The following is a 23,275-nucleotide window of genomic DNA, read 5'->3' as shown; positions in this document are numbered from 1 at the left end:
TTGGCACGCTGTTGAGTTCTCAAGGTGCGGACGCTTCCTTCGTTCCTGTTTCCAGGCCCTCCGGGCGCTTCCTTCGTTTCCGACTCTATCAGATCCTTTCGGCGTCTGATTCCCAGTCAGCGGGATTTGTCTTTCCGGCTGTTGGGCCGTTCCGACGAGTGAGACTTTAGCGGATTCCCTGCCTCCGACGCTAATCGGGCGGCTGCGTCCGAACTTCGAACGCGGATTCCTCATTTCGCAAGAACGCACGAAAAGCAGAACGGCACGACAAAGCGCCATCAGCTTCTGAGGATCTTGCGGAGTGGCTGTCCGGGGCCGACCGGAGTCGGTGCTCACGTCGGACAACTCGGAGAACACTACGGATCCTGGAATCCCATGTCAACCCAGGTCCTGCGGCGTAGGCTCTCCGTATGACTACGCGTGCGCACACCACCCAGTGGTGGGCCGCCTGACGGCGGCCCGCACTCGCGCATGCACCACGCGGCCGCCGCTTCGGCGGCCGTTCGCGTATCCCCCTCCGGGAGCCGGGCCGTCTGATCGGCGGCCAGGAGAAGAGGGAGAAGAAACGCGATGACAAGGATCTTCAGCGGGATCAAGCCCACGGGGCACCTGACGCTGGGCAACTACCTCGGAGCCGTGCGCCGGTGGGTCGAGGTCGACCAGCACCGGGCTGAGGCGCTGTTCAGCGTCGTCGATCTGCACGCGCTGACCGTGGAACACGATCCGGCGCGGGTGCGGCGGCTCAGCCGGCAGGCGGCGACGCTGCTCCTGGCTGCGGGGCTCGATCCAGAGCTGTGCACCCTCTTCGTACAGAGTCATGTGGATGAGCACGCACGGCTGTCGTACCTGCTGGAGTGCGTGGCGACCGACGGCGAGCTGCGGCGGATGATCCAGTACAGGGAGAAGAGCGTCCTGGCGCGGGAGGCGGGGCAGGGCGTGCGGTTGTCGTTGCTGACCTATCCGGTACTGATGGCGGCGGACATCCTTGCCTATGGGGCGGACGAGGTGCCTGTGGGTGAGGACCAGACGCAGCACGTGGAGCTGACCCGGGACCTGGCGGTGCGGTTCAACCAGCGGTACGGGCACACCTTCACCGTGCCCCGGGCGGTCCGGCCGGAAGTGGCGGCGCGGGTCATGGACCTGCAGGACCCGCGTTCGAAGATGGGGAAGTCCCACGTGAACGGGTCGGGGATCGTCTATCTGCTGGACGAGGCGGAGACCGTGCGGCGGAAGATCATGCGGGCCGTCACCGACAGCGGGCAGGACGTGGAGTACGACCGGGACGTCAAGCCGGGAATCGCAAATCTACTCGATCTGATGGCAGCGGCGACCGGGGGGAATCCCTCGGTTCTGGCCGGGGCATACGCATCGTACGGAGCGTTGAAGAAGGACACGGCGGATGCGGTCGTCGAACTGCTGAGGCCCTTGCGGGAGCGGCATACCGCGTTGGCGGCGGACCCCGGCTTCGTTGATCAGGTGCTACGGGACGGGGCCGAGCGGGCCCGGGTGGTGGCACGGCCTCTGGTGGACCGGGCCTACGGGGCGATCGGGCTGTTGCCCGCCGGGTGACGGAAGGCGTTGCGGTAGTCGCGCGGGCTGGTGGCGAGGTGCGAGGCGAAGTGCTGGCGCATCGTGACCTCGCTGCCGAAGCCCGCGCGGCGGGCCACCTCGGGGAGGGGGTGGTCGGTGAGCTCCAGGAGTTTCTGTGCGGCGGCGACGCGCTGGGTGATGAGCCAGTGCAGGGGGGTGGTGCCGGTGGTGGCCTGGAAGTGGCGGGCGAAGGAGCGCGGGGACATGCCCGCTCGGGCGGCGAGGGTCGCGATCGTGTGCGGCTCGTCGAGGTGGGCCAGGGCGTGGGCACGGACGGTGGCGAGGGCGTCGGCGTCGCGGTCGGCGCGGGGGGTGGGGTGCTCGATGAACTGGGCCTGGGTGCCCGTGCGGAAGGGGGCCGTGACCATCGAGCGGGCGATGGCGGCGGCTGCTTCGGCGCCGTGGGCGGTGCGGACGAGGTGGAGGCAGAGGTCGATACCGGCGGCGGTGCCCGCCGAGCTCCAGATGCCGGTGTCCTCGACGAAGAGGGCGTCGGGTTCGACCCGGACCTTCGGGTGGCGGTCGGCGAGGGTTCGGGCGAGCTGCCAGTGGGTGACGGCGCGGCGGCCGTCGAGAAGTCCGGCGCGGGCGAGGACGAAGGCGCCGGCGCAGAGCGAGGCGACGGGCGTTCCGCGGGCGTGGGCGCGGCGGAGTGCGTCGAGGACCGGGGGTGGGACATCGGCGTCGGGGTCCTCCACGCCGGGGACCAGGACGAGGTCGTCGGGGGTGAGGTCGTCGAGCCAGTCGAGGGGGCGGTCGGGGGTGAGAGTGAGGCCGCCCCGCAGGGTGACGGGGGTGTCGGGGTCGGCGGCGGCCCTGCGGAGTTCGAAGGGAGGGACGCCACGGAGGGTGCGGTCGCTGCCCCAGACCTCGGTGACGACGGAGACGTCGAAGGCGCGGATGCCGGGGAAGGAGAGGAGGGCGACGCGTTGGAGACGGGGTGCGGGGGTGGGCGGCACGCATGGCAGTAAACCATCGATCGCTGGCATTCACCCCTCTGGGAGGTGGGTGGGCGTGGGGGAAGGATCGGGGGCATGGAGAGCGTGGAGAACATCGTGGAGAACGCGGCCCTTGTCGTCGTCGACGTGCAGAAGGGCTTCGACGAGGAGTTCTGGGGGAGGCGGAACAACCCCTCGGCCGAGAGGAACATCGCGGCGCTGATCGATCTGTGGCAGGAGACGGGACGGCCGGTCGTCTTCGTACGGCATGACTCGACGGGGGCGCGGTCGCCGCTGCGGACGGGGTACGCGGGGAACGCGTTCAAGGACTTCGTGGAGGAGCGGCGCGGGAAGGGGGACGGGCCTGAGCTGCTGGTGACGAAGAGTGTGAACTCGGCGTTCTACGGCGAGCCGTCGCTCGACGAGTGGCTCAGGGGGCAGGACATCGCGCAGATCGTGATCGTCGGCATCCAGACCAACATGTGCAACGAGACGACGGCCCGGATGGGCGGGAACCTCGGATACGACGTGTTGTTCGTGCTGGACGCGATGCACACCTTCGACCTGGAGGGGCCGTTCGGGTGGTCGCAGACGGCGGAGGAGCTGACCCGGGCGACGGCGGTGTCGCTGCACGGTGGGCGGTTCGCCCGGGTCGTGAGCACGGAGGAGGTGGTGAAGGGCGCGGTGGCGCGGTAGCGGTCGGCCCGTGTGCCGTGGCCGTGGCGGCTGGGCGCGTACGGCCGTGATGGTCCGGGGTGGTGGTGGGCGACCGCTCTGGTCCGGCCCTGGCCGCTCGGGGTGGTGCGGTGACTGCTCGGGGTGGTTCAGCTGTTGCCGGAGGCGAGTTCGCGGCTGCGGTCGCGGGCGGCTTCCAAGGCGGCGATGAGGGCGGCCCGTACTCCGTGGTTCTCCAGTTCGCGGATGGCGCTGATGGTGGTGCCCGCGGGGGAGGTGACGGCCTCGCGGAGCTTGACGGGGTGCTCGCCGCTGTCGCGGAGCATCACGGCGGCGCCGATGGCGGCCTGGACGATGAGGTCGTGGGCCTGGGCGCGGGGCAGACCGAGGAGGATGCCCGCGTCGGTCATGGCCTCGACGAGGAAGTAGAAGTACGCGGGGCCGGAGCCGGAGAGGGCGGTGGCCGCGTCCTGCTGGGACTCGGGGACGCGGAGGGTCTTGCCGACCCCGCCGAAGATCTCCTCGGTGTGGGCGAGGTGGGCGGGGGTGGCGTGGCTGCCCGCGGAGATGACGGACATGCCCTCGTCGACGAGGACGGGGGTGTTGGGCATGACGCGGACGACGGGGGTGCCGGTGGTGAGACGGTCTTCGATGAACGAGGTGGGGATGCCCGCGGCGGCGCTGATGACCAGACGGTCGGCGGTGACGTGGGGGGCGAGTTCGTCGAGAAGACGGCCCATGTCCTGAGGCTTGACGGCCAGGATGAGGGTGTCGGCGCGCTTGGCGGCCTCGGCGTTGGTGACGGTCTCCACGCCGTAGCGGGTGCGGAGTTCCTCGGCGCGTTCGGTACGGCGGGCGGTGACCAGGAGGTTCGCCGGGCGCCAGCCCGCGCGGATCATGCCGCTGAGGAGCGCTTCACCGATCTTGCCGGTGCCGAGGACTGCGACGGTCTTGGTCATGGCTCTGTTCACCTCGCCGGAGGGGGTACGTGCCGTCATCCTCGCACCGCTGGGCGGGGTGGTGTGCGGGTGTCCGAGGGGCGGTCACGGGGTGCGACGGCGGAGGGTGGCCGCGCCGAGGCCGAGGACCAGGAGCGCGCAGCCCGCGACGACCAGGGCGTCGCGGACGAAGGCGCCGGTGACCTCGGGGTGGCGGAGGACCTCGTTCATGCCGTCGACGGCGTACGACATGGGCAGGACGTCCGAGATCGCTTCGAGTGCGGGGGCCATGCGGTCGCGCGGGGTGAACAGGCCGCAGAGGAGGAGCTGGGGGAAGATCACCGCCGGCATGAACTGGACGGCCTGGAACTCGGAGGCGGCGAAGGCGGAGACGAAGAGGCCGAGGGCGGTGCCGAGGAGGGCGTCGAGGAGGGCGACCAGGAGGAGGAGCCAGGGGGAGCCGATGACGTCGAGGCCGAGGACCCAGAGGGCGAGGCCGGTGGCCAGGAGGGACTGGACGACGGCGACGAGGCCGAAGGCCAGGGCGTAGCCGCCGATCAGGTCGGCTTTGCCGAGGGGGAGGGCGAGGAGGCGTTCGAGGGTGCCGGAGGTGCGTTCGCGGAGGGTGGTGATGGAGGTGACCAGGAACATCGTGATGAGCGGGAAGATGCCGAGCAGCGAGGCGCCGAGTCCGTCGAAGGTGCCGGGGCTGCCGTCGAAGACGTACCGGAGCAGGACGAGCATCACGCAGGGCACCAGGAGCATCAGGGCGATCGAGCGGGGGTCGTGGCGCAGCTGACGCAGCACTCGGGCGGCGGTGGCGAGGGTGCGGGCGGGGGTCATGGCCGGTTCTCCTCACGGGCGGGCCGGGTCGTGGGGGCCGCGGTGGCACGGGCGGCGGCCGCGTCGACCAGGTGCAGGAAGGCTTCCTCGACGGTGGCGGTGTCGTTGCGGCGGCGGAGGTTCTCGGGGGTGTCGTCGGCGAGGACCTCGCCCTCGCGCATGAGGAGGAGGCGGTGGCAGCGTTCGGCCTCGTCCATGACGTGGGAGGAGACGAGGAGCGTGGTGCCCCGGTCGGCGGCGATCCGGTGGAAGAGGTCCCAGAGGTCGCGGCGGAGGACGGGGTCGAGTCCGACGGTGGGTTCGTCGAGCACGAGGAGGTCCGGGGTGCCGAGGAGCGCGACGGCGAGCGAGACGCGGCTGCGCTGGCCGCCGGAGAGCCGGCCCGCGAGCACGTCGGCGTGGGAGACGAGGTCGACGTCTTCGACGGCCTGGTCGACGGCGGCGCGGCGTTCACGGCGGTGGGAGCGGCCGGGGAGCAGGACGGCGGCGAAGTAGTCGAGGTTCTGCCGGACGGTGAGGTCGTCGTAGACGGAGGGGGCCTGGGTGACGTAGCCGATGCGGGAGCGGAGCGTGGGGTCGCCCGCGGGGCGGCCGAGGACCCGGAGAGTGCCGTCGACCTTGGCCTGGGTGCCGACGATGGCACGCATGAGTGTGGTCTTGCCGCAGCCGGAGGGGCCGAGGAGGCCGGTGATGCGGCCTGCCGCGACGGTGAAGTCGAGACCGCGCAGGACGGGGCGGCCACCTCGGACGACGGTGAGGCCGTGTGCGGAGACGGCGGAGACCACAGAGACGGCGGGGGCCGGGGGCTCTGCGGGAGATGCGGTGGGAGATGTGGTGGGAGATGTGCTTGGAGGCGCGGGGGGTTGCGCGGGGGGTTGGGCTGGTTCTGGGCCTGCTGATGTGGGTGGGGTTGCCGTGGTGGGTGGGGCCGGGCTTGGGGTTGGGGTGAGGCCGATGGGGTTGTCGGTGGGGTCGGGGGCGGCTCGTCCTGCGGGGCCTGGAGGGCTGGGGGTAGGGGTGGGTCCAGTGGGGTGGGTGAGACCAGTGGAGTCCGTGGAGTCAGTGGAGTCCGTGAGATCAGGAGTGGGGTCGGTGCGGCCGGGAGTGGAGCCGGTGAGGGCGGGAGTGGGGCCGGTGGGGGTGGCGCCGGGAGTGGAGCCGGTGAGGGCGGGAGTGGGGCCGGTGGGGGCGGTGGGGGCGGTGGGGGCGGTGGGGGCGGGAACGTCGGTGGAGTTGGGAACTGCGGGGGTGGGGTCGGTGCGGGGAAGGGGAGTGGTGGGGTCGGGGGGCCTGTCGGCGGAGGGCCCCGGCAGGGAATTCATCATGTGATGAATAGTCCTCCCGGGGGTATCCGCCGTCAAGCGTCCTGGCGGGCGGGCGTCAGCGGCGGCGTGCCGAGTGGCGGATGTACCGGGTCGCGCCGCGCACCACCAGTTCCTTGAACACCGCCGCCGGGCGGCCCGTGAGGAGGCGGTCGCGGGGGGAGTCGTCCGGGTGGACGAACTGGATGAGCCCGTCCCTGCGGCCCAGGCTGACGCACTGGAAGTGGTAGCCGAAGGCGAGCGGTTCGGGCTCCTCGCCGCGCAGTTCCCGGACGATCGAGCGGGCCGTGTGCATCCCCGTGGGCAGTGCGGTGGCGCAGGCCATCCGCAGTTCGCCGTCCGCGCCGGGGTGGGCGGCGGCGCCCGCGTCGCCGGGGACGTACACCTCCGGATGGGAGACCGAGCGCAGCGAGGTGTCGATGGCGATCCGGCCCGAGGGGGCGAGGGCGAGGCCCGCGGCGGCCCCGAGTTCGGCGTTCGGGACGAAGGCGGCGGCCCAGACCACCACGTCCGCGTCCACCTCGTCGGGCGATCCGACCCGGTGGCCCTCCTCCACGCGGGCGCCCCTGGCCTGGAGGACCCGGTGCACATGGGCCGCGCCGCGCGGGGAGAGTCCGGCGCCGACCCGGCCCCCGGTGAGGAGGCGCACCGAGGTGCCGAGCGGGCGGTAGGTCTCGGCGAGTTCGGCGGCCATCTCGATCCCGGTGAGGCCGCCGCCGACGACGGCGACCGTGCCGGGCCGGTCCCGCAGGTGCTTGTGGAGGGCGTCGGCGGTCTCCGCCGTGTAGGCGCGGGGGTTCGCCGTGTTCGTGGTGGGCAGGCCGGTGCGGCTGCCGAGGGCGTAGACGAGCCGGTCGTACGGGAGCGCCCGGCCGTCGTCGGTCGTGACCAGGCGGGCCGCCGTGTCGAGGGCGGTGGCGCGGGCCGGTACGTGGGTGATGCCGGTGCGGTGGAGGAAGGCGGCCAGGGGGTGGGTGACGTCGGGGCGTCCCGCCGCGCGCTCGTGGAGCCGCACGCGCTCGGTGAAGTGCTCGGCCGGGTCGACGAGCGTCACCTGGGCGTGCGGGCCGAGCCGGAGGGCCGTCATGAGTCCGGCGTATCCCGCGCCGAGGACGAGGACGCGGTGGGCGGGGCGGGGCTGCGGTGTCGTCTTCATACCGACACGACGCGGCGGGTGTCCCCGAACGTGACATCGACCGTTCGGGCCCTCCGGCGGGAGGGATCCGCCCGTGCCGCGGCTACTTGCGCTTCGGCTTCTTGCGGGCCGCCGGGTTGCCCGTGCGGTTGCCCCGGCGCTTCTCGTACTGGGCCCGGGCGGTCTCGTGCTCGGCGCGGCGGAGCTTCTCGCCGGGGGCCTCCATCAGACAGCGGACGCCGTAGGCGAGGAGCGAGCCGATGAAGCCGATCGTCTTGAGGCTGCGCAGGGACTCCTCGCGGGCCGGGTCGGCGGGGCGGCGCACGAAGCCTTCCCAGGTCCGGCTGAAGGCGATGGCGCTGCAGACCGCGAACATGAGGACGACCAGCACGTTGACGATGCCGCCGACGTCCGCGATCTGCAGGCCCTCGTACGCGAAGCGCAGCACGAAGCAGGCCCCGACGGCGGCGGCGATCGAGCCCACCGCGAGACCCGCGCGGCGCAGCGCGTAGTGGCGGGTGTGATCCACCCAGCTCGTCCCGAAGAAACGGATCTCCTCGGGTCGCGGTCCGGCGGGGGTGCCGTCGGACGCGCCCGGGTCGGGGGCGCCCGCCGTGCGGGGGGTCTGCTCGTCGTCGCTCACGAGGTCGATTATCCCCGGGCCGGAGGCCGAGGGCCTCAGGCGCAGCGCGGTGCGACGAAGCCGTTGCTGCCCGTGTGCACGTAGGAGTCGGAGACGTACTCGCCGGAGCCGATGGCGTCCCAGATCCGGCTGGTGCCGTACGGTCCGGTGACCGACTCGCCGTTCTTCTGGCAGGAGATCGCCACGGTGGAACCGGCGGCGAGCTGGCGGACGACCGGATGCTGGGTGCTGGGGCCGGAGCGCACGTTCACCCGGTAGCCCGGGGCGAGCGGATAGCGCGCGGCGGCGGCTGCCGTCGCCGTGACCTGCGCGACCGTGGCCGTACGTCCTGTGGTGTTCTCTTCGGTGCCCATCTGTTCTCCCCCGTGTGGCGCAAAAGCGCTCCGCTGAGTTTCACTCTCCGCGACGCGCAGGCTAGCAAGCTCCACCGACATCCCGGGGGTCATGGACTAGGCTCCGAGAGCCGCGCACGTGCGCGCGAGGTGACGGGGAATCACACGGGGGTGGGCGATGCCACCGTTGCGCGGAACAGGTGCCGACCGGGAAGCGGAGGGCCCTGAGTACGCGGGCGACTACCGGCTCCAGACATGTCTGGGCGCGGGCGGCATGGGGGTCGTACACCTCGCCGCCTCGGCTTCGGGACTGCGGCTCGCGGTCAAGGTCGTACACGCACGGTATGCGGAGGACCCCGAGTTCAGGGCTCGTTTCCGCCAGGAGGTCGCGGCGGCCCGCCGGGTCAGCGGGGCCTTCACCGCGCCCGTGGTGGACGCCGACCCCGATGCCGTACTCCCCTGGATGGCCACGCTCTACGTGCCCGGCCCGACCCTCGCCGACCAGGTCAAGCGGAACGGTCCGCTGTCCCCCGCCGAGCTGCGCAGGCTCACCGCCGGGCTCGCCGAGGCCCTGCGGGACATCCACCGCGCCGGGGTCGTCCACCGTGACCTCAAGCCCAGCAACGTGCTGCTCACCGACACCGGCCCCAAGGTCATCGACTTCGGCATCTCCCGGCCGGTCGACAGCGATCTGCACACCGAGACCGGGAAGCTCATCGGCTCGCCGCCGTTCATGGCTCCCGAGCAGTTCCAGCGCCCGCGCGAGGTCGGTCCCGCCGCCGACGTCTTCGCGCTGGGCTCGGTCCTGGTGCACGCGTCGACCGGGCACGGCCCGTTCGACTCCGACAGCCCGTACATCGTGGCCTACCAGGTGGTCCACGACGAGCCCGACCTGACCGGCGTCCCCGAGGACCTCGCGCCGCTCGTCGCGCGCTGCCTCGCCAAGGAGCCGGAGGACCGGCCCACCCCGGCCGAGATCATGACGGCGCTGCTGCCGCCCTCGTACGCGGCGGAGGCGTTCATACCGGCGCAGCGACGGCGGCCCGCCCTGCCCGAGGGGCAGAACGCCCTGTCCGGTGGGCGGGACGGCGGTGCCGCGTGGGACGCCGACACCCCGGTCCGGTTCGCCGCGCCCGCCCCGCCGCCCGGTCGGTCGGGGCGGCTCCGTCGGCTCGGGCGGCTCGGGCGGCTCCGTCCGCGCCCGACCCTCGCCGTCGTCGCCGCGCTCGCGGTGGCGGGGGCCGGGGCGTACGCGGTCCTGACCCCGACCGCCCGGGGCGGACCCGAGAAGCCCCAGCGCTCGGCCGAGGTCGCCACCGCTTTCACCGGCTGGCACACCACGCTCCAGAAGCGGGGCGAGATCGCCGCGCCCGCCTGCGCGCACGGTGGTGGCGCGCTGTACTGCACGGCCCGGGGCATCGGGATCTCCCGCCTCGACCCCGTGACGGGCCGGGTCGTCTGGTCGCGGACCGCCCCCGTCGAGGAGGAGCCGCCGAGCACGCCGTTCCTCCTGGCCCCCGGTCTCGTCGGCGCCGCCCCGGCGATCGGTCCGCTCCGCGCGTACGCGACCGGGGGCGGGCTCCCCGGCTGGCGCGCGGACGCGCCCGGCCTGCCGGAGATGCACTGGCCGGCCGGTGACGCGGTCGTCCTGACCGACGGCACGGGAGGCATCCGGGCCGTCGACGGCCGGACCGGGAAGCAGCTCTGGCAGCACGCGCTGAAGGGATTCGGGGTGCCCCAGCCAGGGCCGTACGACGCCCGGTCCGGGCTGATGCCGGTCTTCGAGGTGGCGGACGACAGTTCGCGCACCCGGGTCGGGGAGTTCCGCCCGCGCACCGGGAAGGTGGTGCGGACGTACGACCTCGACGGCTATCTCGACGCGCTGGGCCGCACCGGCGACGGGTCGCTGCTGCTCGGTTCCCGCTACCAGGGCTCGCTGTTCGACCGGCTTCTGCTGCTGGACCCGGAGAGCGGCGCGGTCCGCAAGGTCCCCCTGCCCTACCGGATCGAGGTCCGGGGCTTCGCCGTGCGGGGCACGGTCGTCCATGTGCTGGACGCGAACGGGCGTCTGACCGCCGTCGAGACGGCGGCGGGGCACAGCGGGGTGCTGTGGGAGCTGGAGACGGGGGCGGGGAACGTGTCCGCGCCGGTCCTCGGGTCCGGCGACCGGCTGTACTTCTCCGTGCAGGACGGGCGGCTGATCGCCGTGGACACCGCGCGCGGGGCGATGATCGGACAGACCCGGCCCCGGCTCCTCGACGGACGCCTCGGGTACGCGCCTTTCGTGCCCGCGCCGCTGATCGTCGGCGACCGGGTGTTCGGCTCGGCCCCGGACGGCTCGGTGTTCGCGGTGGACGCGCGGGACCCGGCGACCTGGTGAGCCGCCCGGGCCGGTGAGAGGCCTGGGCCGGTGAGAGGCCTGGGCCGGTTAATGCCTTGCGACGGTGAGAGGCCTGAGCCGGTGATCCGGTGACCTGGTGGGCCTGCGGGCCATCTGAGCCGGTGAGTGTCTTGAGCCGGTGAGAAGCCTGAGCCGGTGAGTGTCTTGAGCTAGTGATCCGGCGGTACGGCGGCGGCCCGAGGGCCCCGGAAGCGGGTGGGGGCGGGAACGGGCTCGTCGCCCCTTCCCGCCCCCACCCGGCGCTTCCGCCGGGTCAGCCCAGCTTCGTCACGTCGCGGACCGCGCCCTTGTCGGCGCTCGTCGCCATCGCCGCGTACGCGCGCAGGGCCGCCGACACCTTGCGCTGCCGGTTCTTCGGCTCGTACACGCCGTTCAGGGCCGTCCGGCGGGCGGCCAGCGTCTCCTCGTCCACGAGCAGCTCGATCGAGCGGTTCGGGATGTCGATGCGGACGCGGTCGCCGTCCTCGACCAGGGCGATGGTGCCGCCCGAGGCGGCCTCCGGGGAGGCGTGGCCGATGGAGAGGCCCGACGTGCCGCCGGAGAAGCGTCCGTCGGTGACCAGGGCGCAGGTCTTGCCCAGGCCCCGGCCCTTGAGGAACGAGGTCGGGTAGAGCATCTCCTGCATGCCGGGGCCGCCCTTGGGGCCCTCGTAGCGGATGACGACCACGTCGCCGTCCTTGACCTGCTTGTTGAGGATCTTCTCGACGGCCTCGTCCTGCGACTCGCAGACCACGGCCGGGCCCTCGAAGGTCCAGATCGACTCGTCGACGCCCGCCGTCTTCACGACGCAGCCGTCGGCCGCGAGGTTGCCGCGCAGGACGGCGAGACCGCCGTCCTTCGAGTACGCGTGGGCCGCGTCGCGGATGCAGCCGCCCGCCGCGTCCACGTCGAGCGTCTCCCAGCGCTCGGACTGCGAGAAGGCGGTCGACGAGCGCTCGCAGCCGGGGGCCGCGTGCCACAGCTCGACGGACTCCTCGGTCGGGGAGCCGCCGCGCACGTCCCAGGCGCCCAGCCACTCCTTGACGGAGCGGGAGTGGACGGTGTGGACGTCCTCGTTGAGCAGGCCCGCGCGGTACAGCTCGCCAAGGATGGCCGGGATGCCGCCGGCCCGGTGCACGTCCTCCATGTAGTACGTGCGGTCCTTGGCGACGTTCGGGGCGACCTTGGCCAGGCAGGGGACCCGGCGCGAGACCTCGTCCATGTGCGCCAGACCGTAGTCGAGCTCGGCCTCCTGGGCGGCGGCGAGCAGGTGCAGGATCGTGTTGGTCGAGCCGCCCATGGCGATGTCGAGGGCCATGGCGTTGTCGAAGGCCGCGCGGGTCGCGATCGAGCGCGGCAGGACGGAGTCGTCGTCCTCGTCGTAGTACCGGCGGGTGATGTCGACGACGGTGCGCGCCGCGTTCTCGTACAGCGCCCGGCGGGCGGTGTGGGTGGCGAGGACCGAGCCGTTGCCGGGGAGGGAGAGGCCGATGGCCTCGGTCAGGCAGTTCATCGAGTTGGCCGTGAACATGCCGGAACAGGAGCCGCAGGTCGGGCAGGCGTTCTCCTCGATGCGGCGGATGTCCTCGTCCGAGATCTTCGGGTTCACGGCGTCGGAGATCGCGTCGACGAGGTCGAGGGTGCGGACCGAGCCGTCGACGAGGGTCGCGCGGCCGGACTCCATCGGGCCGCCGGAGACGAAGACCGTCGGGATGTTCAGCCGCAGGGCGGCCATCAGCATCCCCGGGGTGATCTTGTCGCAGTTGGAGATGCAGATCAGGGCGTCGGCGCAGTGCGCCTCGACCATGTACTCCACGCTGTCCGCGATCAGGTCGCGGGAGGGCAGCGAGTACAGCATCCCGCCGTGGCCCATCGCGATGCCGTCGTCGACGGCGATCGTGTTGAACTCGCGCGGGATGGCACCGGCGGCGGTGATCGCCTCGGAGACGATCCGGCCGACGGGCTGGAGGTGGGTGTGGCCCGGGACGAACTCCGTGAAGGAGTTGGCGACCGCGATGATCGGCTTCCGGCCGATGTCCGCGCCGGGTACACCGGAGGCTCGCATCAGGGCGCGTGCGCCCGCCATGTTGCGCCCGTGGGTGACAGTGCGGGACCTCAGCTCGGGCATCGTCGCTCGCTCCTCAGTGACAGGTGTGCTTGCGGTCGAGCCTACGCCGTGGACCAAGATCTGGACAGTCCGTCCGTATGCCGGACAGAGTGTTCAGCTTTCGAGCGCGGTCGTACGGGGACCGGGACCCGGGTCGTACGGGGTCATGACGGGGGTCGTACGGGCCGGAGACCCCGTCGTACGGAGCCCGACCCCGGTCGTACCGGTCGGTGCCGGGGTCGTGTGCCTCACGCCTCCGTCAGGTAGCGCTGGAGCGTCGGCGCGACCTGGGCCACGATGTCCTCCGGGTCCGCAGAGGCCAGCGGCTCGACCCGGATCACGTACCGCAGGATCGCGATCCCGATCATGTGCGAGGCCGCGAGCTCGGCCCGGAACTTCGGATCCGGTACGTCCAGCTCGTCCGCGATCCGTTCCAGGAGCCGTCGCAGCACGAACGCCCGCAGGACCTTCGCCGCGGCCTCGTGGGTCAGCGCGGAGCGGACGATCGCGAGCAGCGGGGCACGGCTCGCCGGGTTCTCCCAGACCCCCACGAAGAAGCGCGCGAGCCGCTCGCCGATGGCATCGCGCGGGCCGTCCAGGATCGCCGGGACGACCGTCGTCGGCTCGAAGGAGACCTCGACGGCGGCGGCGAAGACCTCGTCCTTCGTGCCGAAGTAGTGGTGCACGAGCGCCGGATCGACCCCGGCGGCGCGGGCGATGCCGCGCACCGAGGCCTTGTCGTAGCCGCGTTCGGCGAACTGGTCGCGGGCCGCCTCCAGGATGCGTTCCCGCGCGCCCGGTCCGCTCTCCTCCTCGGTACGGGACGGGCGGCCGCGCCTGCGCGGGGCCGGGGCGGTCACGGCCCCGGCACCCGGGTGGGGCGGCCGGCCGCCGAGGCGAGGTGCAGCCGGGTGAACGCCAGGGCCTCCGCGAGGTCGGCCTCGCGTTCGGCGGCCGACATCGCGCGGCGCGTGTTGACCTCGATCACGACATGGCCGTCGAAGCCGGTGACCGCGAGCCGCTCCAGGAGTTCGGCGCAGGGCTGGGTGCCGCGCCCCGGGACCAGGTGCTCGTCCTTGGCCGAGCCCCGGCCGTCCGCGAGGTGGACGTGGCCGAGCCGGTCGCCCATGCGGTCGATCATCGCGAGGGCGTCGGTGCGGGCGGTCGCGGTGTGCGAGAGGTCCACGGTGAAGTGCCGGTAGTCGTCCTTGGTGACGTCCCACTCGGGGGCGTACGCGAGCATCTCGCGGTCCTTGTAGCGCCACGGGTACATGTTCTCGACGGCGAACCGCACGTCGGTCTCGTCCGCCATCCGCCAGATGCCGGTCACGAAGTCCTTGGCGTACTGGCGCTGCCAGCGGAACGGCGGATGCACCACGACCGTCGACGCGCCGAGCCGCTCGGCCGCCGACCGGGCGCGCTGGAGCTTGACCCACGGGTCGGTGGACCAGACGCGCTGGGTGATGAGGAGGCAGGGGGAGTGCACCGCGAGGACGGGTACCCCGTGGTGGTCGGAGAGGCGGCGGAGCGCCTCCACGTCCTGGCTGACCGGGTCGGTCCACACCATGACCTCGACGCCGTCGTAGCCGAGGCGCGCGGCGATCTCGAAGGCCGTCGCCGTCGACTCCGGATAGACCGAGGCGGTCGACAGGGCGACCTTCACGCCCGGGACGCGCACCGCTGGTTCTGCCATCCAGACAGGGTACGGGGCGGGCCGGGGCCCCGGGGGGTGGTTCCGGTCACGCCGGGCGGGAGCGCGCCGGGGGCGGGGAGCGGGCCGGGGGCGGGGGCCGGGCCATGGGCGGGGGTCGGGGCTGATCAGGGTGCGGCGGGGCTACCGACCGGTCCGGCTCGGTCCGGCCGGGCCGAGAACCGAGCCGAGCCGAGCCGGGTCAGGCCGAGACCGAGCCGGGTCAGGCTGGGACCGAGCCGGGTCAGGCCAGGGCCGGTCGCCGGGCCCGGCGCTCCCCCGGGACCCCGTCCGGCCGCCGGGGCCGTACCGGCCGCCGGGCCGCCGCACCCCGCCGGACCCGGGCCGCCGCCGCCCGGCCCTCCCCCGTGGCCCGGACGGTCAGGTCCTCAGGTCCTCAGGTCCTCAGGTCGTCGGCAGGTGGTCCAGGCGGCGGAGGATGACCCCCTCGCGCAGGGCCCAGGGGCAGATCTCCAGTTCCTCCACGTCGAGCAGGTCCATCGCGCCCTCCGCGACGAGCGCGCCCGCGAGGAGCTGGCCCGCGCGGCCCTCCGACACTCCCGGCAGGGCCGCGCGCTCGGGTGCCGTCATGGCGGCCAGGCGCGGGACCCACTCCTCCAGGGACTTGCGGCTCAGGACCCGCTGGGCGTAGAGGCCCTCCCCCGAGCCGGGGGCGCCGGCGATCCTGGCCAGTTGCTTGAAGGTCTTGGAGGTGGCGACCACGCGGTCGGGGCGCCCCGAGCGGCTGAAGTCTCCGACCGTACGGGCGATCTGCGCGCGCACATGGCGGCGGAGCGCCTTCACGTCGGCGGTGTCCGCCGGGTCCCCGGGCAGCCAGCCCGCGGTGAGGCGGCCCGCGCCGAGCGGCAGCGAGACCGCCGTGTCGGGGTCCTCGTCGATGCCGTACGCCACTTCGAGGGAACCGCCGCCGATGTCGAGGAGGAGCAGCTTCCCGGCGGACCAGCCGAACCAGCGGCGGGCGGCGAGGAAGGTGAGGCGCGCCTCCTCCTCCCCGGTGAGGACCTGGAGCTCGACCCCGGTCTCCTCCTTCACGCGCGCGAGGACGGCGTCGGCGTTGCTGGCCTCGCGGACGGCCGAGGTGGCGAACGGCAGCACCTCCTCGCAGCCCTTGTCCTCGGCGGCGAGCAGCGCGTACCGGACGGTCGCGATGAGCCGCTCGACGCCCGCGGGCGCGATGGCACCCCGCTCGTCGAGGAGTTCGGCGAGCCTGAGCTCCGCCTTGTGGGAGTGGGCGGGCAGCGGCCGGGCGCCCGGGTGGGCGTCCACCACCAGGAAGTGCACTGTGTTCGAACCGACGTCGAGGACTCCGAGTCTCATGGCGGAACGGTACTGCTCCCGCCCGCATACGCTTGGACCTGTGCCAAAGACGAAGAAGGCGAAGCCGGGCAAGGACAGTCGCGGGGACGCGGAGGTGAAGGTTCCGGTGTCGGTGAAGGGCGGCGGTAAGCGCGGCAGGGGTGCGGAGCCCGACGAGAAGGGGCTGGACTTCGCGCGCGCGTGGGTCGAGTTTCCCGATCCCGCCGACGAGGAGCAGGTCTTCCGCTGCGACCTGACCTGGCTGACCTCCCGCTGGACCTGTGTCTTCGGCAGCGGCTGCCAGGGCATCCAGGCGGGCCGCGCCGACGACGGCTGCTGCACGCTCGGCGCGCACTTCTCCGACGAGGACGACGAGAAGCGGGTCGCTTCGCACGTGGCGCGCCTCACTCCGGAGCTGTGGCAGTTCCACGAGGTCGGCAGCGAGTCCGGCTGGACCCAGCTCGACGAGGACGGCGACCGGCAGACCCGCCGCTGGAAGGGGTCCTGCATCTTCCAGAACCGTCCCGGCTTCGCGGGCGGCGCGGGCTGTTCGCTGCACATCCTGGCCCTGAAGGAGGGCCGGGAGCCGCTGGAGACCAAGCCGGACGTCTGCTGGCAGCTGCCGGTGCGCCGGACGTACGACTGGATCGACCGGCCGGACGACACCCGGGTCCTCCAGGTGTCCATCGGCGAGTACGACCGCAGGGGCTGGGGTCCCGGCGGCCGCGACCTGCACTGGTGGTGCACCTCGGCCACCTCGGCGCACGGGGCGGGTGAGCCGGTCTACGTCTCCTACCGGCCCGAGCTGACCGAGATGATGGGCAAGGAGGCGTACGAGGTCCTCGTCGGGCTGTGCGAGGCCCGGCTCGCCTCGGCGCTGCCGCTGGTGGCCCCGCACCCGGCGGACCCGGTGAAGCGGGGAACCCCGGAGAAGACCGGGAACCCGGAGAACACGGAGAACCCTGAGCGCACGGAACGCACGAAGAGCACGGGGAGCGGTGTGGCCGCCGAGAACCCGAAGAGCTCGAAGGGCCCGAAGAAGAAGTAGCGGCGGGGCCCGTACGGGCCGCCTCCTCAGGGCACCGCCCGCACAGCGCCCGTACGGCACCGCCCGTACGGGCGTTTCCCGTACGGCCCCGGCCCCGTCCGGTGCCCGCCCCTCCTGGGCTTCCCCTACGGCCCCGGGCCCGTGGGTCCCCCGGTCAGGGCGGGGGCGGGTTCTCCGTCGTCGGCGGGGACGTCGGTTCCGGTGTGGCCGGGTCCGTCGTGGCCGGGGGCTGTTCCGTCGGCCGGGTGGTCGGCTCGGTCGTGGGCGGGCCCGTAGGGGTCCCCGGGTCGGCCGTCACCGGGGGTTCCGTGGCCGGAGGGCCGGTCGGCGGTGTGGTCGGCTCCGTCGTGGGCGGGCCCGTCGGCGGCTTGGTCGGCGGGACGGTCGGGCCGGTGGTCGGCGGCGGGGTGCCCGGTTCGACGGGTGGGGCGGGCTCGCCGCGGCCGTCGATCCTGACCACCGCCCCCGAGGGGTTCGCCCCGACCCGCGCGCTCCAGGCGCCCCGGGGTTCGCGCCGGTGGTCGACGCGGACGGCGATCGTGACCGCCGCGCCGGGGGCGAGGGTGCCGGAGGCCCGGCTCACGTACAGCCAGGGCGCGTCCGTCCACAGCGACCAGTCGACGGGGGAGCCTCCGGCGGCGGTGAGCGTGAGCAGCGTGAGGTCTCCGTGGCTCCGGGCGCTCACCGTGATCCAGCCGGGGGCGGGTTCGCCGGGACGGGAGCGATCCGCGGGGCCGGTGGGGCCGCCGGGGCTGAGGACCTCGACGGAGACGTCGGGGGCGCGGCTGCCCCGGGTGAAGCGGGGGTCGGGGGTGGTGTGCGCGTTGCCCGCGTTCTCGTACGGGTCGTAGGGGCGGCCGTCGGGTCCGATGGCGGCATCGGCGTCGGAGGCGCTGATCCGGGTGCCGCCATGGGCGGCCGCGGTGGTGTCGGGGGTGCCCCGGGAGGAGGTCCACAGGGCGAGGACGGGGGCGGCGACCACGGCCGCGACCACGGTGGTGGTGACCGCGCGGGCCCGCATCCGGTCACGGCGGGCGGCGTGGTCCTTGGGGTCGAGGGGGAAGCCGGTCGGCGCGAAGCGCGGGGCTCCGGCCCGCGCGCGGGGGACGTGCAGCATCGCCGTGTAGGCGGCGGCCCTGGGGGCTTCGACCAGCGGCAGCGAGGCCGGGGGCAGGGTGCCGGTGCCGGGCCAGGGAGTGGTGGCGCCGACCCGCTCGGCGGCCCTGCGGCAGCGGGGGCAGTCGTCGACGTGCCGGACGAGCTCGGCGCGCAGGGCGGCCGAGAGGAGCACCCGGTGGTCGCCGGTGAGCCGGGCGACGGTGGGGCAGCTGCCGGTTCCGACGACGGCGAGGGCGGCCCGGGTGCGTTCGACCTCGCAGGCGGCGGCGGAGAGGAGTTCGCGGGCGGCGAGCGGGTCCAGGGAGAGCACCGCGGCGACCTGGCGGGGGCTGAGTCCGTGCCGGACGGCCAGTTCGAGGGCCTCGCGCTGCTCGGGGGTGGTGCCCGCGGCTTCCGGCCAGGCGAGCCGGGCGAGTTCGGCGCGGCGGCGCTCGGCGGTCTCCTCGGGGACCCGGGGCGGCTCGGGCGCGGCGACGGCGGGACGGCCGGTGTGGGCGCCCTGGCGTCGGCCGCGCTGCTCGCCGAGGCTGCGCAGACAGGCCCAGCGGGCGAGGGCGTACAGCCAGGCCGTGCGGCCCTCCTCGTCGGAGGGACAGCGGCCGTGGTGCCGTTCGGCGACGGCGAGGACGTCACCGAGGACGGCGGTGGCCGTGTCGTGGTCGCAGAGCACGGAGAGGCAGTACGTGAAGAGGCCGTCGAGGGCGGCCTCGTGGCGGGCGGGGGGCCGACGGCCGAACGCGCGGGTCCCCCGGTGCTCCGTGGCGGGGTGCGCCCGGTGTGCGCCGGTGGTGCGTGCGGGAGAGTCCAGCCTGCTGCTCGTCACCGCTCGACCGTAGGCAGCGCGGGAGGCACTCTTCGTACCGGTCGCGGACTTCTCATTCGTACGGGTGAAGCTACCGCCCGAAAGGGGACAGGAATACGGGGTTCCGTTCCCGGTCGGGTGACGGCCGGGGCACCTGGACGGGTGACGGCCGTACGGGGGAGCGGGCGCCGCTTCCTGGTGGGCCCCGAGGGGGTCCGGCCGGGCCGGGGTCGCTCCGGGCGGGGCGCGGCCGTCTCCGATCGAGCGGGCGGCGCCGGGGCGCTCCGGGCGGGAGGCAGCGGTCCGGGGCGGGAGGCCGCCGTGGGGGGCCGGTCGCTGTGGAGTGGACCGGGCGCTCCGGGCCGGGTCGCCGTCGCCCGGGACCGGCGTCCGGGGCTCCGGTCGGGTGAGGGGCCGGACGGCGGGACCAGGGGACGGGGCCGATCCGTGGGGGCGGGTCGGGAGGAGTGGAAAAGGGGCCGGGAGGGGTGGAGTGCGGGCAGGGCTGGTGGGAGCGGGTGGCGGGGGCCGGACGGGGAGGCCCGGAGCGGGGCCCTCGTGTTCCCCGTTTCCCGGGCGGGGGCGGTCGGGCGGTGGCCGGGGCGTTGTCGGTGGTGGCCGCTACGGTGGGCGGCATGGCTGCCCGTACGAAATCGACCAAGGACCGGCCGTCCTACCGCTGCACCGAGTGCGGCTGGCAGACGGCCAAATGGCTCGGCCGTTGCCCCGAATGCCAGGCCTGGGGGACGGTCGAGGAGTACGGGGCGCCCGCCGTCCGTACGACCGCCGCGGGCCGGGTCTCCACCGCCGCCGTCCCCATCGCGCAGGTGGACGTCCGGCAGGCGACCGCCCGTTCCACCGGCGTCGACGAGCTGGACCGGGTCCTCGGCGGGGGCCTGGTGCCCGGTGCGGTGGTGCTCCTCGCGGGTGAGCCGGGCGTCGGCAAGTCCACCCTGCTGCTCGACGTCGCGGCCAAGGCCGCCGGCGAAGAGCACCGCACCCTCTACGTCACGGGCGAGGAGTCCGCCAGCCAGGTCCGGCTGCGCGCCGACCGGATCAACGCGCTGAGCGACCACCTCTATCTGGCGGCCGAGACCGATCTGTCGGCGGTCCTCGGACACCTGGACGCCGTCAAGCCCTCGCTGCTGATCATGGACTCGGTGCAGACCGTCGCCTCCCCCGAGATCGACGGCGCTCCCGGCGGCATGGCCCAGGTCCGCGAGGTCGCCGGGGCGCTCATCAGGGCGTCCAAGGAGCGCGGCATGTCCACGCTGCTCGTCGGCCACGTCACCAAGGACGGGGCCATCGCCGGTCCCCGGCTCCTGGAGCACCTGGTCGACGTGGTCCTGAGCTTCGAGGGCGACCGGCACGCGCGCCTGCGGCTGGTCCGGGGCGTGAAGAACCGGTACGGGGCGACCGACGAGGTCGGCTGCTTCGAGCTGCACGACGAGGGGATCACGGGGCTCGCCGATCCCTCCGGGCTCTTCCTGACCCGGCGTGACGTGGCCGTGCCCGGCACCTGTCTGACGGTCACCCTGGAGGGCCGCCGTCCGCTCGTCGCGGAGGTGCAGGCGCTCACCGTGGACAGTCAGATCCCGTCGCCCCGGCGGACCACGTCCGGTCTGGAGACCTCCCGGGTCTCGATGATGCTGGCCGTCCTGGAGCAGCGCGGGCGGATCAGCGCGCTGGGCAAGCGGGACATCTACTGCGCGACCGTGGGCGGGGTGAAGCTCACCGAGCCGGCCGCCGACCTGGCCGTCGCGCTGGCGCTGGCCTCGGCGGCGAGCGACACCCCGCTGCCGAAGAACCTGGTCGCGATCGGTGAGGTCGGACTCGCGGGCGAGGTCCGGCGGGTGACGGGGGTGCAGCGGCGGCTCTCTGAGGCCCACCGGCTGGGCTTCACCCACGCGCTGGTCCCCGGGGACCCGGGCAAGGTGCCGCCGGGGATGAAGGTGACGGAGGTCGCGGACATGGGCGAGGCCCTGCGGGTGCTGCCGCGCAGCCGCCGCGCGAAGGCCCCGGAGAACGCGGAGGGGTAGGGCGTGTCTCCCCGTCCGCCCCCGGGCCTTCACCCACCGGAGGCCGGGCGGTCAATCCGGGCCTGCCAGCGGGCGGCGCCCGGCCCGGACCCGTCGGCGCCCGGCCCGGACCCGTCGGCGCCCGGTCCGGACCCGGTCGGCCGTCGGGGCCGGACCTGATCCGGCGATCCGCCCCGGTCGGTCCCGGGGCCACGCCCCACCGGTGTCCGGGTCGTCCCCGTCCACGCCTGGCCGGTCCGCCCGGGGCCGGGCCGGGCTCGGGCGGGGCCGGGCCGGGCTCGGGGCGGGGCCGAGCGGGTGTCGGGGGTGTGCGGGCGGTCTCGGTCGTCCTCAAGGTGTGTCCGGCCCGGGGCGGGTGCTTTCGTTGTTTCCCGCCGGGAATTGACTCCGTACGCTTCGCAAAGGTGTGAAGGGTTTGGCCCGTGCCAGGGTGGGGACCCCTTTCGGACCACCCTCGATCGGTCGGGGGCGGAGGGCGGCGGGGTGGTGTCGCTAGACTTTGCCCTGGTCTCGCCCATCCGTACGAGCCGGAGGAGTGCAGTGGCAGCCAAGGACGGGGCAGCAGCTCCCGGAAAGTCCGGCGCGGGCTCCGGCAACGAAGCGCTGATGCGCGCCGCCCTGAGCGCGGTCGCGCCGGGCACCGCGCTGCGTGACGGCCTGGAGCGCATCCTCCGGGGCAGCACGGGCGGTCTCATCGTGCTCGGCCTGGACAAGACGGTCGACTCGATGTGCACCGGCGGTTTCGTGCTGGACGTCGAGTTCGCCGCCACCCGCCTGCGCGAGCTCTGCAAACTCGACGGCGCGCTCGTCGTCGACAAGGACATCACCAAGATCCACCGCGCGGGTGTGCAGCTCGTCCCGGACGCCTCCATCCCCACCGAGGAGACCGGCACCCGGCACCGCACCGCGGACCGGGTCTCCAAGCAGTGCAACTTCCCGGTCGTCTCCGTCTCGCAGTCCATGCGGCTGATCGCGCTGTACGTGAACGGGGAGCGGCGGGTCCTGGAGGAGTCGGCGGCGATCCTGTCCCGTGCCAATCAGGCGCTGGCGACCCTGGAGCGCTACAAGCTGCGGCTCGACGAGGTGGCGGGCACCCTCTCCGCCCTGGAGATCGAGGACCTGGTGACCGTCCGGGACGTCACCGCCGTCGCCCAGCGCCTGGAGATGGTCCGCCGGATCGCCACCGAGATCGCCGAGTACGTCGTCGAGCTGGGTACGGACGGGCGGCTCCTGTCGCTCCAGCTCGACGAGTTGATCGCGGGCGTGGAGCCGGAGCGGGAGCTGGTGGTCCGGGACTACGTTCCCGAGCCGACGGCGAAGCGTTCGCGGACGGTCGCGGAGGCGCTCACCGAGCTGGACGCGCTGTCCCACACCGAGCTGCTCGAACTTCCCGTCGTGGCACGGGCGCTCGGTTACAGCGGCTCGCCCGAGACCCTCGACTCGGCGGTCTCGCCGCGCGGTTACCGGCTGCTCGCCAAGGTGCCGAGGCTCCCGGGCGCGATCATCGAGCGGCTCGTGGAGCACTTCGGGGGGCTGCAGAAGCTGCTCGCCGCCAGCGTGGACGACCTCCAGGCCGTCGACGGCGTCGGCGAGGCGCGGGCCCGCAGCGTCCGCGAGGGCCTGTCCCGGCTCGCGGAGTCCTCGATCCTGGAGCGGTACGTCTAAGCGGGAGCCGTGCGCCCGGAGACCGGGCGGTCCTCACCGCGCCGGAGCCGTACGCCCGGCACCTGAGCGGCGCGTCCGGGACGTGAGTGGTCCTCCGGGCGTGAGCCGTCCTCCCGGACGGGAGCGGTCCTCCGGGGCGTGAGCCTTCCTCCGGGACCTGAGTGGTCCGTTCCGCTCGGGCTAGGAAGGGTTAGGAAGGGCCGGGGTGCGTCGCGGCCCGGTCGGAGTCACCGCGCAGGACGCACAGTTCGTTCCCCTCCGGGTCGGCGAGGACCGCCCAGCCGGTGCCGTCGGGCTCGCGGTGGTCCGCGACCAGGGTCGCGCCGAGGCCCAGCAGCCGCTCGACCTCCTGGTCGCGCGAGGTGTCGGGACGCAGGCACAGGTGGACGCGGTTCTTGACCGTCTTCGGCTCGGGCACCTGGTTGAAGTAGAGGACCGGGCCCTCCGCCAGGAGCACCTGGGTCTCCCGGTCGCCGGGCCTGGCGTCCGGGGCGGGCGGGCAGCCCGTCACCTCGCTCCAGAACAGGGCGAGCCGGTAGGCGTCCGCACAGTCGATCGCCACGTTCTGCAGTACCGAAACCATGGGACGGGCCTTTCCGGTCCTCGGGGCGGGGGTGGTGGGGGCCGCTCGGGCCTCGGGCGGGTGCGGGGGTCGTGGGGAGTCGGCCGCCCCGTGGGGCCCGCTCCCGTAC

At 73.6% G+C, this 23,275-nt stretch carries 19 protein-coding genes; 6 read left to right on the top strand and 13 right to left on the bottom strand.

Going from position 1 to position 23,275, the window contains the following annotated elements; translation table 11 throughout:
- The first annotated feature begins 570 nt into the window (after positions 1-570).
- Complete coding sequence (gene trpS / locus ACIRQY_RS16285) at positions 571-1,569, top strand: tryptophan--tRNA ligase (protein ID WP_403925902.1); 999 nt, start codon at positions 571-573, stop codon at positions 1,567-1,569.
- Here trpS and ACIRQY_RS16280 read toward each other — a convergent pair.
- Positions 1,536-2,579 carry a GlxA family transcriptional regulator gene (locus ACIRQY_RS16280; protein ID WP_403925899.1) on the bottom strand — a complete coding sequence of 348 codons (1,044 nt, stop codon included), beginning with the start codon at positions 2,577-2,579 and terminating at the stop codon, positions 1,536-1,538. The genes trpS and ACIRQY_RS16280 overlap by 34 nt on opposite strands.
- Positions 2,580-2,624: 45 nt before the next feature.
- On the opposite strand from ACIRQY_RS16280, the gene ACIRQY_RS16275 reads away from it, so the two are divergent.
- Positions 2,625-3,224, top strand: coding sequence for a cysteine hydrolase family protein (locus ACIRQY_RS16275; protein WP_403925896.1), 600 nt, complete (start codon positions 2,625-2,627; stop codon positions 3,222-3,224).
- Positions 3,225-3,352: 128 nt separating this feature from the next.
- Here ACIRQY_RS16275 and proC read toward each other — a convergent pair whose 3' ends face one another.
- The 6 genes from proC to ACIRQY_RS16245 all read right to left on the bottom strand — a co-directional run bounded on the left by proC (position 3,353) and on the right by ACIRQY_RS16245 (position 8,437).
- Positions 3,353-4,162, bottom strand: a complete 810-nt coding sequence (gene proC, locus ACIRQY_RS16270) for a pyrroline-5-carboxylate reductase (protein WP_351796360.1) — start codon at positions 4,160-4,162, stop codon at positions 3,353-3,355.
- A gap of 84 nt (positions 4,163-4,246) precedes the next feature.
- Complete coding sequence (locus ACIRQY_RS16265; RefSeq protein WP_351796363.1) at positions 4,247-4,984, bottom strand: ABC transporter permease; 738 nt, start codon at positions 4,982-4,984, stop codon at positions 4,247-4,249.
- On the bottom strand, positions 4,981-5,769 hold the full coding sequence (locus ACIRQY_RS16260) for an ABC transporter ATP-binding protein (protein ID WP_403925893.1): 789 nt from the start codon (positions 5,767-5,769) through the stop codon (positions 4,981-4,983). The genes ACIRQY_RS16265 and ACIRQY_RS16260 overlap by 4 nt, the downstream gene beginning before the upstream one ends.
- A 595-nt stretch (positions 5,770-6,364) precedes the next feature.
- The gene (locus ACIRQY_RS16255; RefSeq protein WP_403925891.1) at positions 6,365-7,462 is read right to left on the bottom strand and encodes an NAD(P)/FAD-dependent oxidoreductase; all 1,098 of its coding nucleotides are present in this window, start codon (positions 7,460-7,462) and stop codon (positions 6,365-6,367) included.
- An 82-nt stretch (positions 7,463-7,544) separates the two neighbouring features.
- The gene (locus ACIRQY_RS16250; protein ID WP_351796372.1) at positions 7,545-8,084 is read right to left on the bottom strand and encodes a hypothetical protein; all 540 of its coding nucleotides are present in this window, start codon (positions 8,082-8,084) and stop codon (positions 7,545-7,547) included.
- Positions 8,085-8,119: 35 nt separating this feature from the next.
- The gene (locus ACIRQY_RS16245) at positions 8,120-8,437 is read right to left on the bottom strand and encodes an SH3 domain-containing protein (RefSeq protein ID WP_403925888.1); all 318 of its coding nucleotides are present in this window, start codon (positions 8,435-8,437) and stop codon (positions 8,120-8,122) included.
- A 157-nt stretch (positions 8,438-8,594) separates the two neighbouring features.
- Between ACIRQY_RS16245 and ACIRQY_RS16240 the strand changes: the two genes are divergently transcribed.
- Entirely contained in the window at positions 8,595-10,796 is a 2,202-nt protein-coding gene (locus ACIRQY_RS16240) for a protein kinase (protein WP_403925886.1), read from the top strand.
- A gap of 274 nt (positions 10,797-11,070) precedes the next feature.
- On the opposite strand, the gene ilvD is transcribed toward ACIRQY_RS16240, so the two are convergent.
- The 4 genes from ilvD to ACIRQY_RS16220 form a co-directional block, all read right to left on the bottom strand.
- The gene (gene ilvD, locus ACIRQY_RS16235; protein ID WP_351796381.1) at positions 11,071-12,924 is read right to left on the bottom strand and encodes a dihydroxy-acid dehydratase; all 1,854 of its coding nucleotides are present in this window, start codon (positions 12,922-12,924) and stop codon (positions 11,071-11,073) included.
- 227 nt (positions 12,925-13,151) lie between these two features.
- Positions 13,152-13,763, bottom strand: a complete 612-nt coding sequence (locus ACIRQY_RS16230) for a TetR family transcriptional regulator (protein ID WP_403925882.1) — start codon at positions 13,761-13,763, stop codon at positions 13,152-13,154.
- Complete coding sequence (locus ACIRQY_RS16225; RefSeq protein WP_351796387.1) at positions 13,760-14,596, bottom strand: sugar phosphate isomerase/epimerase; 837 nt, start codon at positions 14,594-14,596, stop codon at positions 13,760-13,762. Before ACIRQY_RS16225 ends, ACIRQY_RS16230 begins: the two co-directional genes overlap by 4 nt.
- A 402-nt stretch (positions 14,597-14,998) precedes the next feature.
- Positions 14,999-15,931 carry a Ppx/GppA phosphatase family protein gene (locus ACIRQY_RS16220; RefSeq protein WP_351796390.1) on the bottom strand — a complete coding sequence of 311 codons (933 nt, stop codon included), beginning with the start codon at positions 15,929-15,931 and terminating at the stop codon, positions 14,999-15,001.
- 40 nt (positions 15,932-15,971) lie between these two features.
- On the opposite strand from ACIRQY_RS16220, the gene ACIRQY_RS16215 reads away from it, so the two are divergent.
- Positions 15,972-16,958: a hypothetical protein gene (locus tag ACIRQY_RS16215; protein ID WP_351796393.1), complete on the top strand. Its 987-nt coding sequence runs from the start codon at positions 15,972-15,974 to the stop codon at positions 16,956-16,958.
- Positions 16,959-17,112: 154 nt separating this feature from the next.
- Here the strand turns inward: ACIRQY_RS16215 and ACIRQY_RS16210 are convergent, their stop codons facing one another.
- Positions 17,113-18,900, bottom strand: coding sequence for a hypothetical protein (locus ACIRQY_RS16210; protein WP_403925878.1), 1,788 nt, complete (start codon positions 18,898-18,900; stop codon positions 17,113-17,115).
- A 614-nt stretch (positions 18,901-19,514) separates the two neighbouring features.
- On the opposite strand from ACIRQY_RS16210, the gene radA reads away from it, so the two are divergent.
- Positions 19,515-20,918 carry a DNA repair protein RadA gene (radA, locus tag ACIRQY_RS16205; RefSeq protein ID WP_351796399.1) on the top strand — a complete coding sequence of 468 codons (1,404 nt, stop codon included), beginning with the start codon at positions 19,515-19,517 and terminating at the stop codon, positions 20,916-20,918.
- A gap of 540 nt (positions 20,919-21,458) precedes the next feature.
- Positions 21,459-22,583: a DNA integrity scanning diadenylate cyclase DisA gene (disA, locus tag ACIRQY_RS16200; protein ID WP_351796402.1), complete on the top strand. Its 1,125-nt coding sequence runs from the start codon at positions 21,459-21,461 to the stop codon at positions 22,581-22,583.
- 190 nt (positions 22,584-22,773) lie between these two features.
- Here disA and ACIRQY_RS16195 read toward each other — a convergent pair whose 3' ends face one another.
- The gene (locus ACIRQY_RS16195) at positions 22,774-23,166 is read right to left on the bottom strand and encodes a VOC family protein (RefSeq protein ID WP_403925875.1); all 393 of its coding nucleotides are present in this window, start codon (positions 23,164-23,166) and stop codon (positions 22,774-22,776) included.
- Positions 23,167-23,275: the final 109 nt, after the last annotated feature.

Source organism: Streptomyces sp. NPDC101490 (genome assembly GCF_044767145.1).
GTDB lineage: Bacteria > Actinomycetota > Actinomycetes > Streptomycetales > Streptomycetaceae > Streptomyces.
Note: the sequence above shows the minus strand (reverse complement) of the source record. Positions and strands in the feature narration are given on the sequence as shown.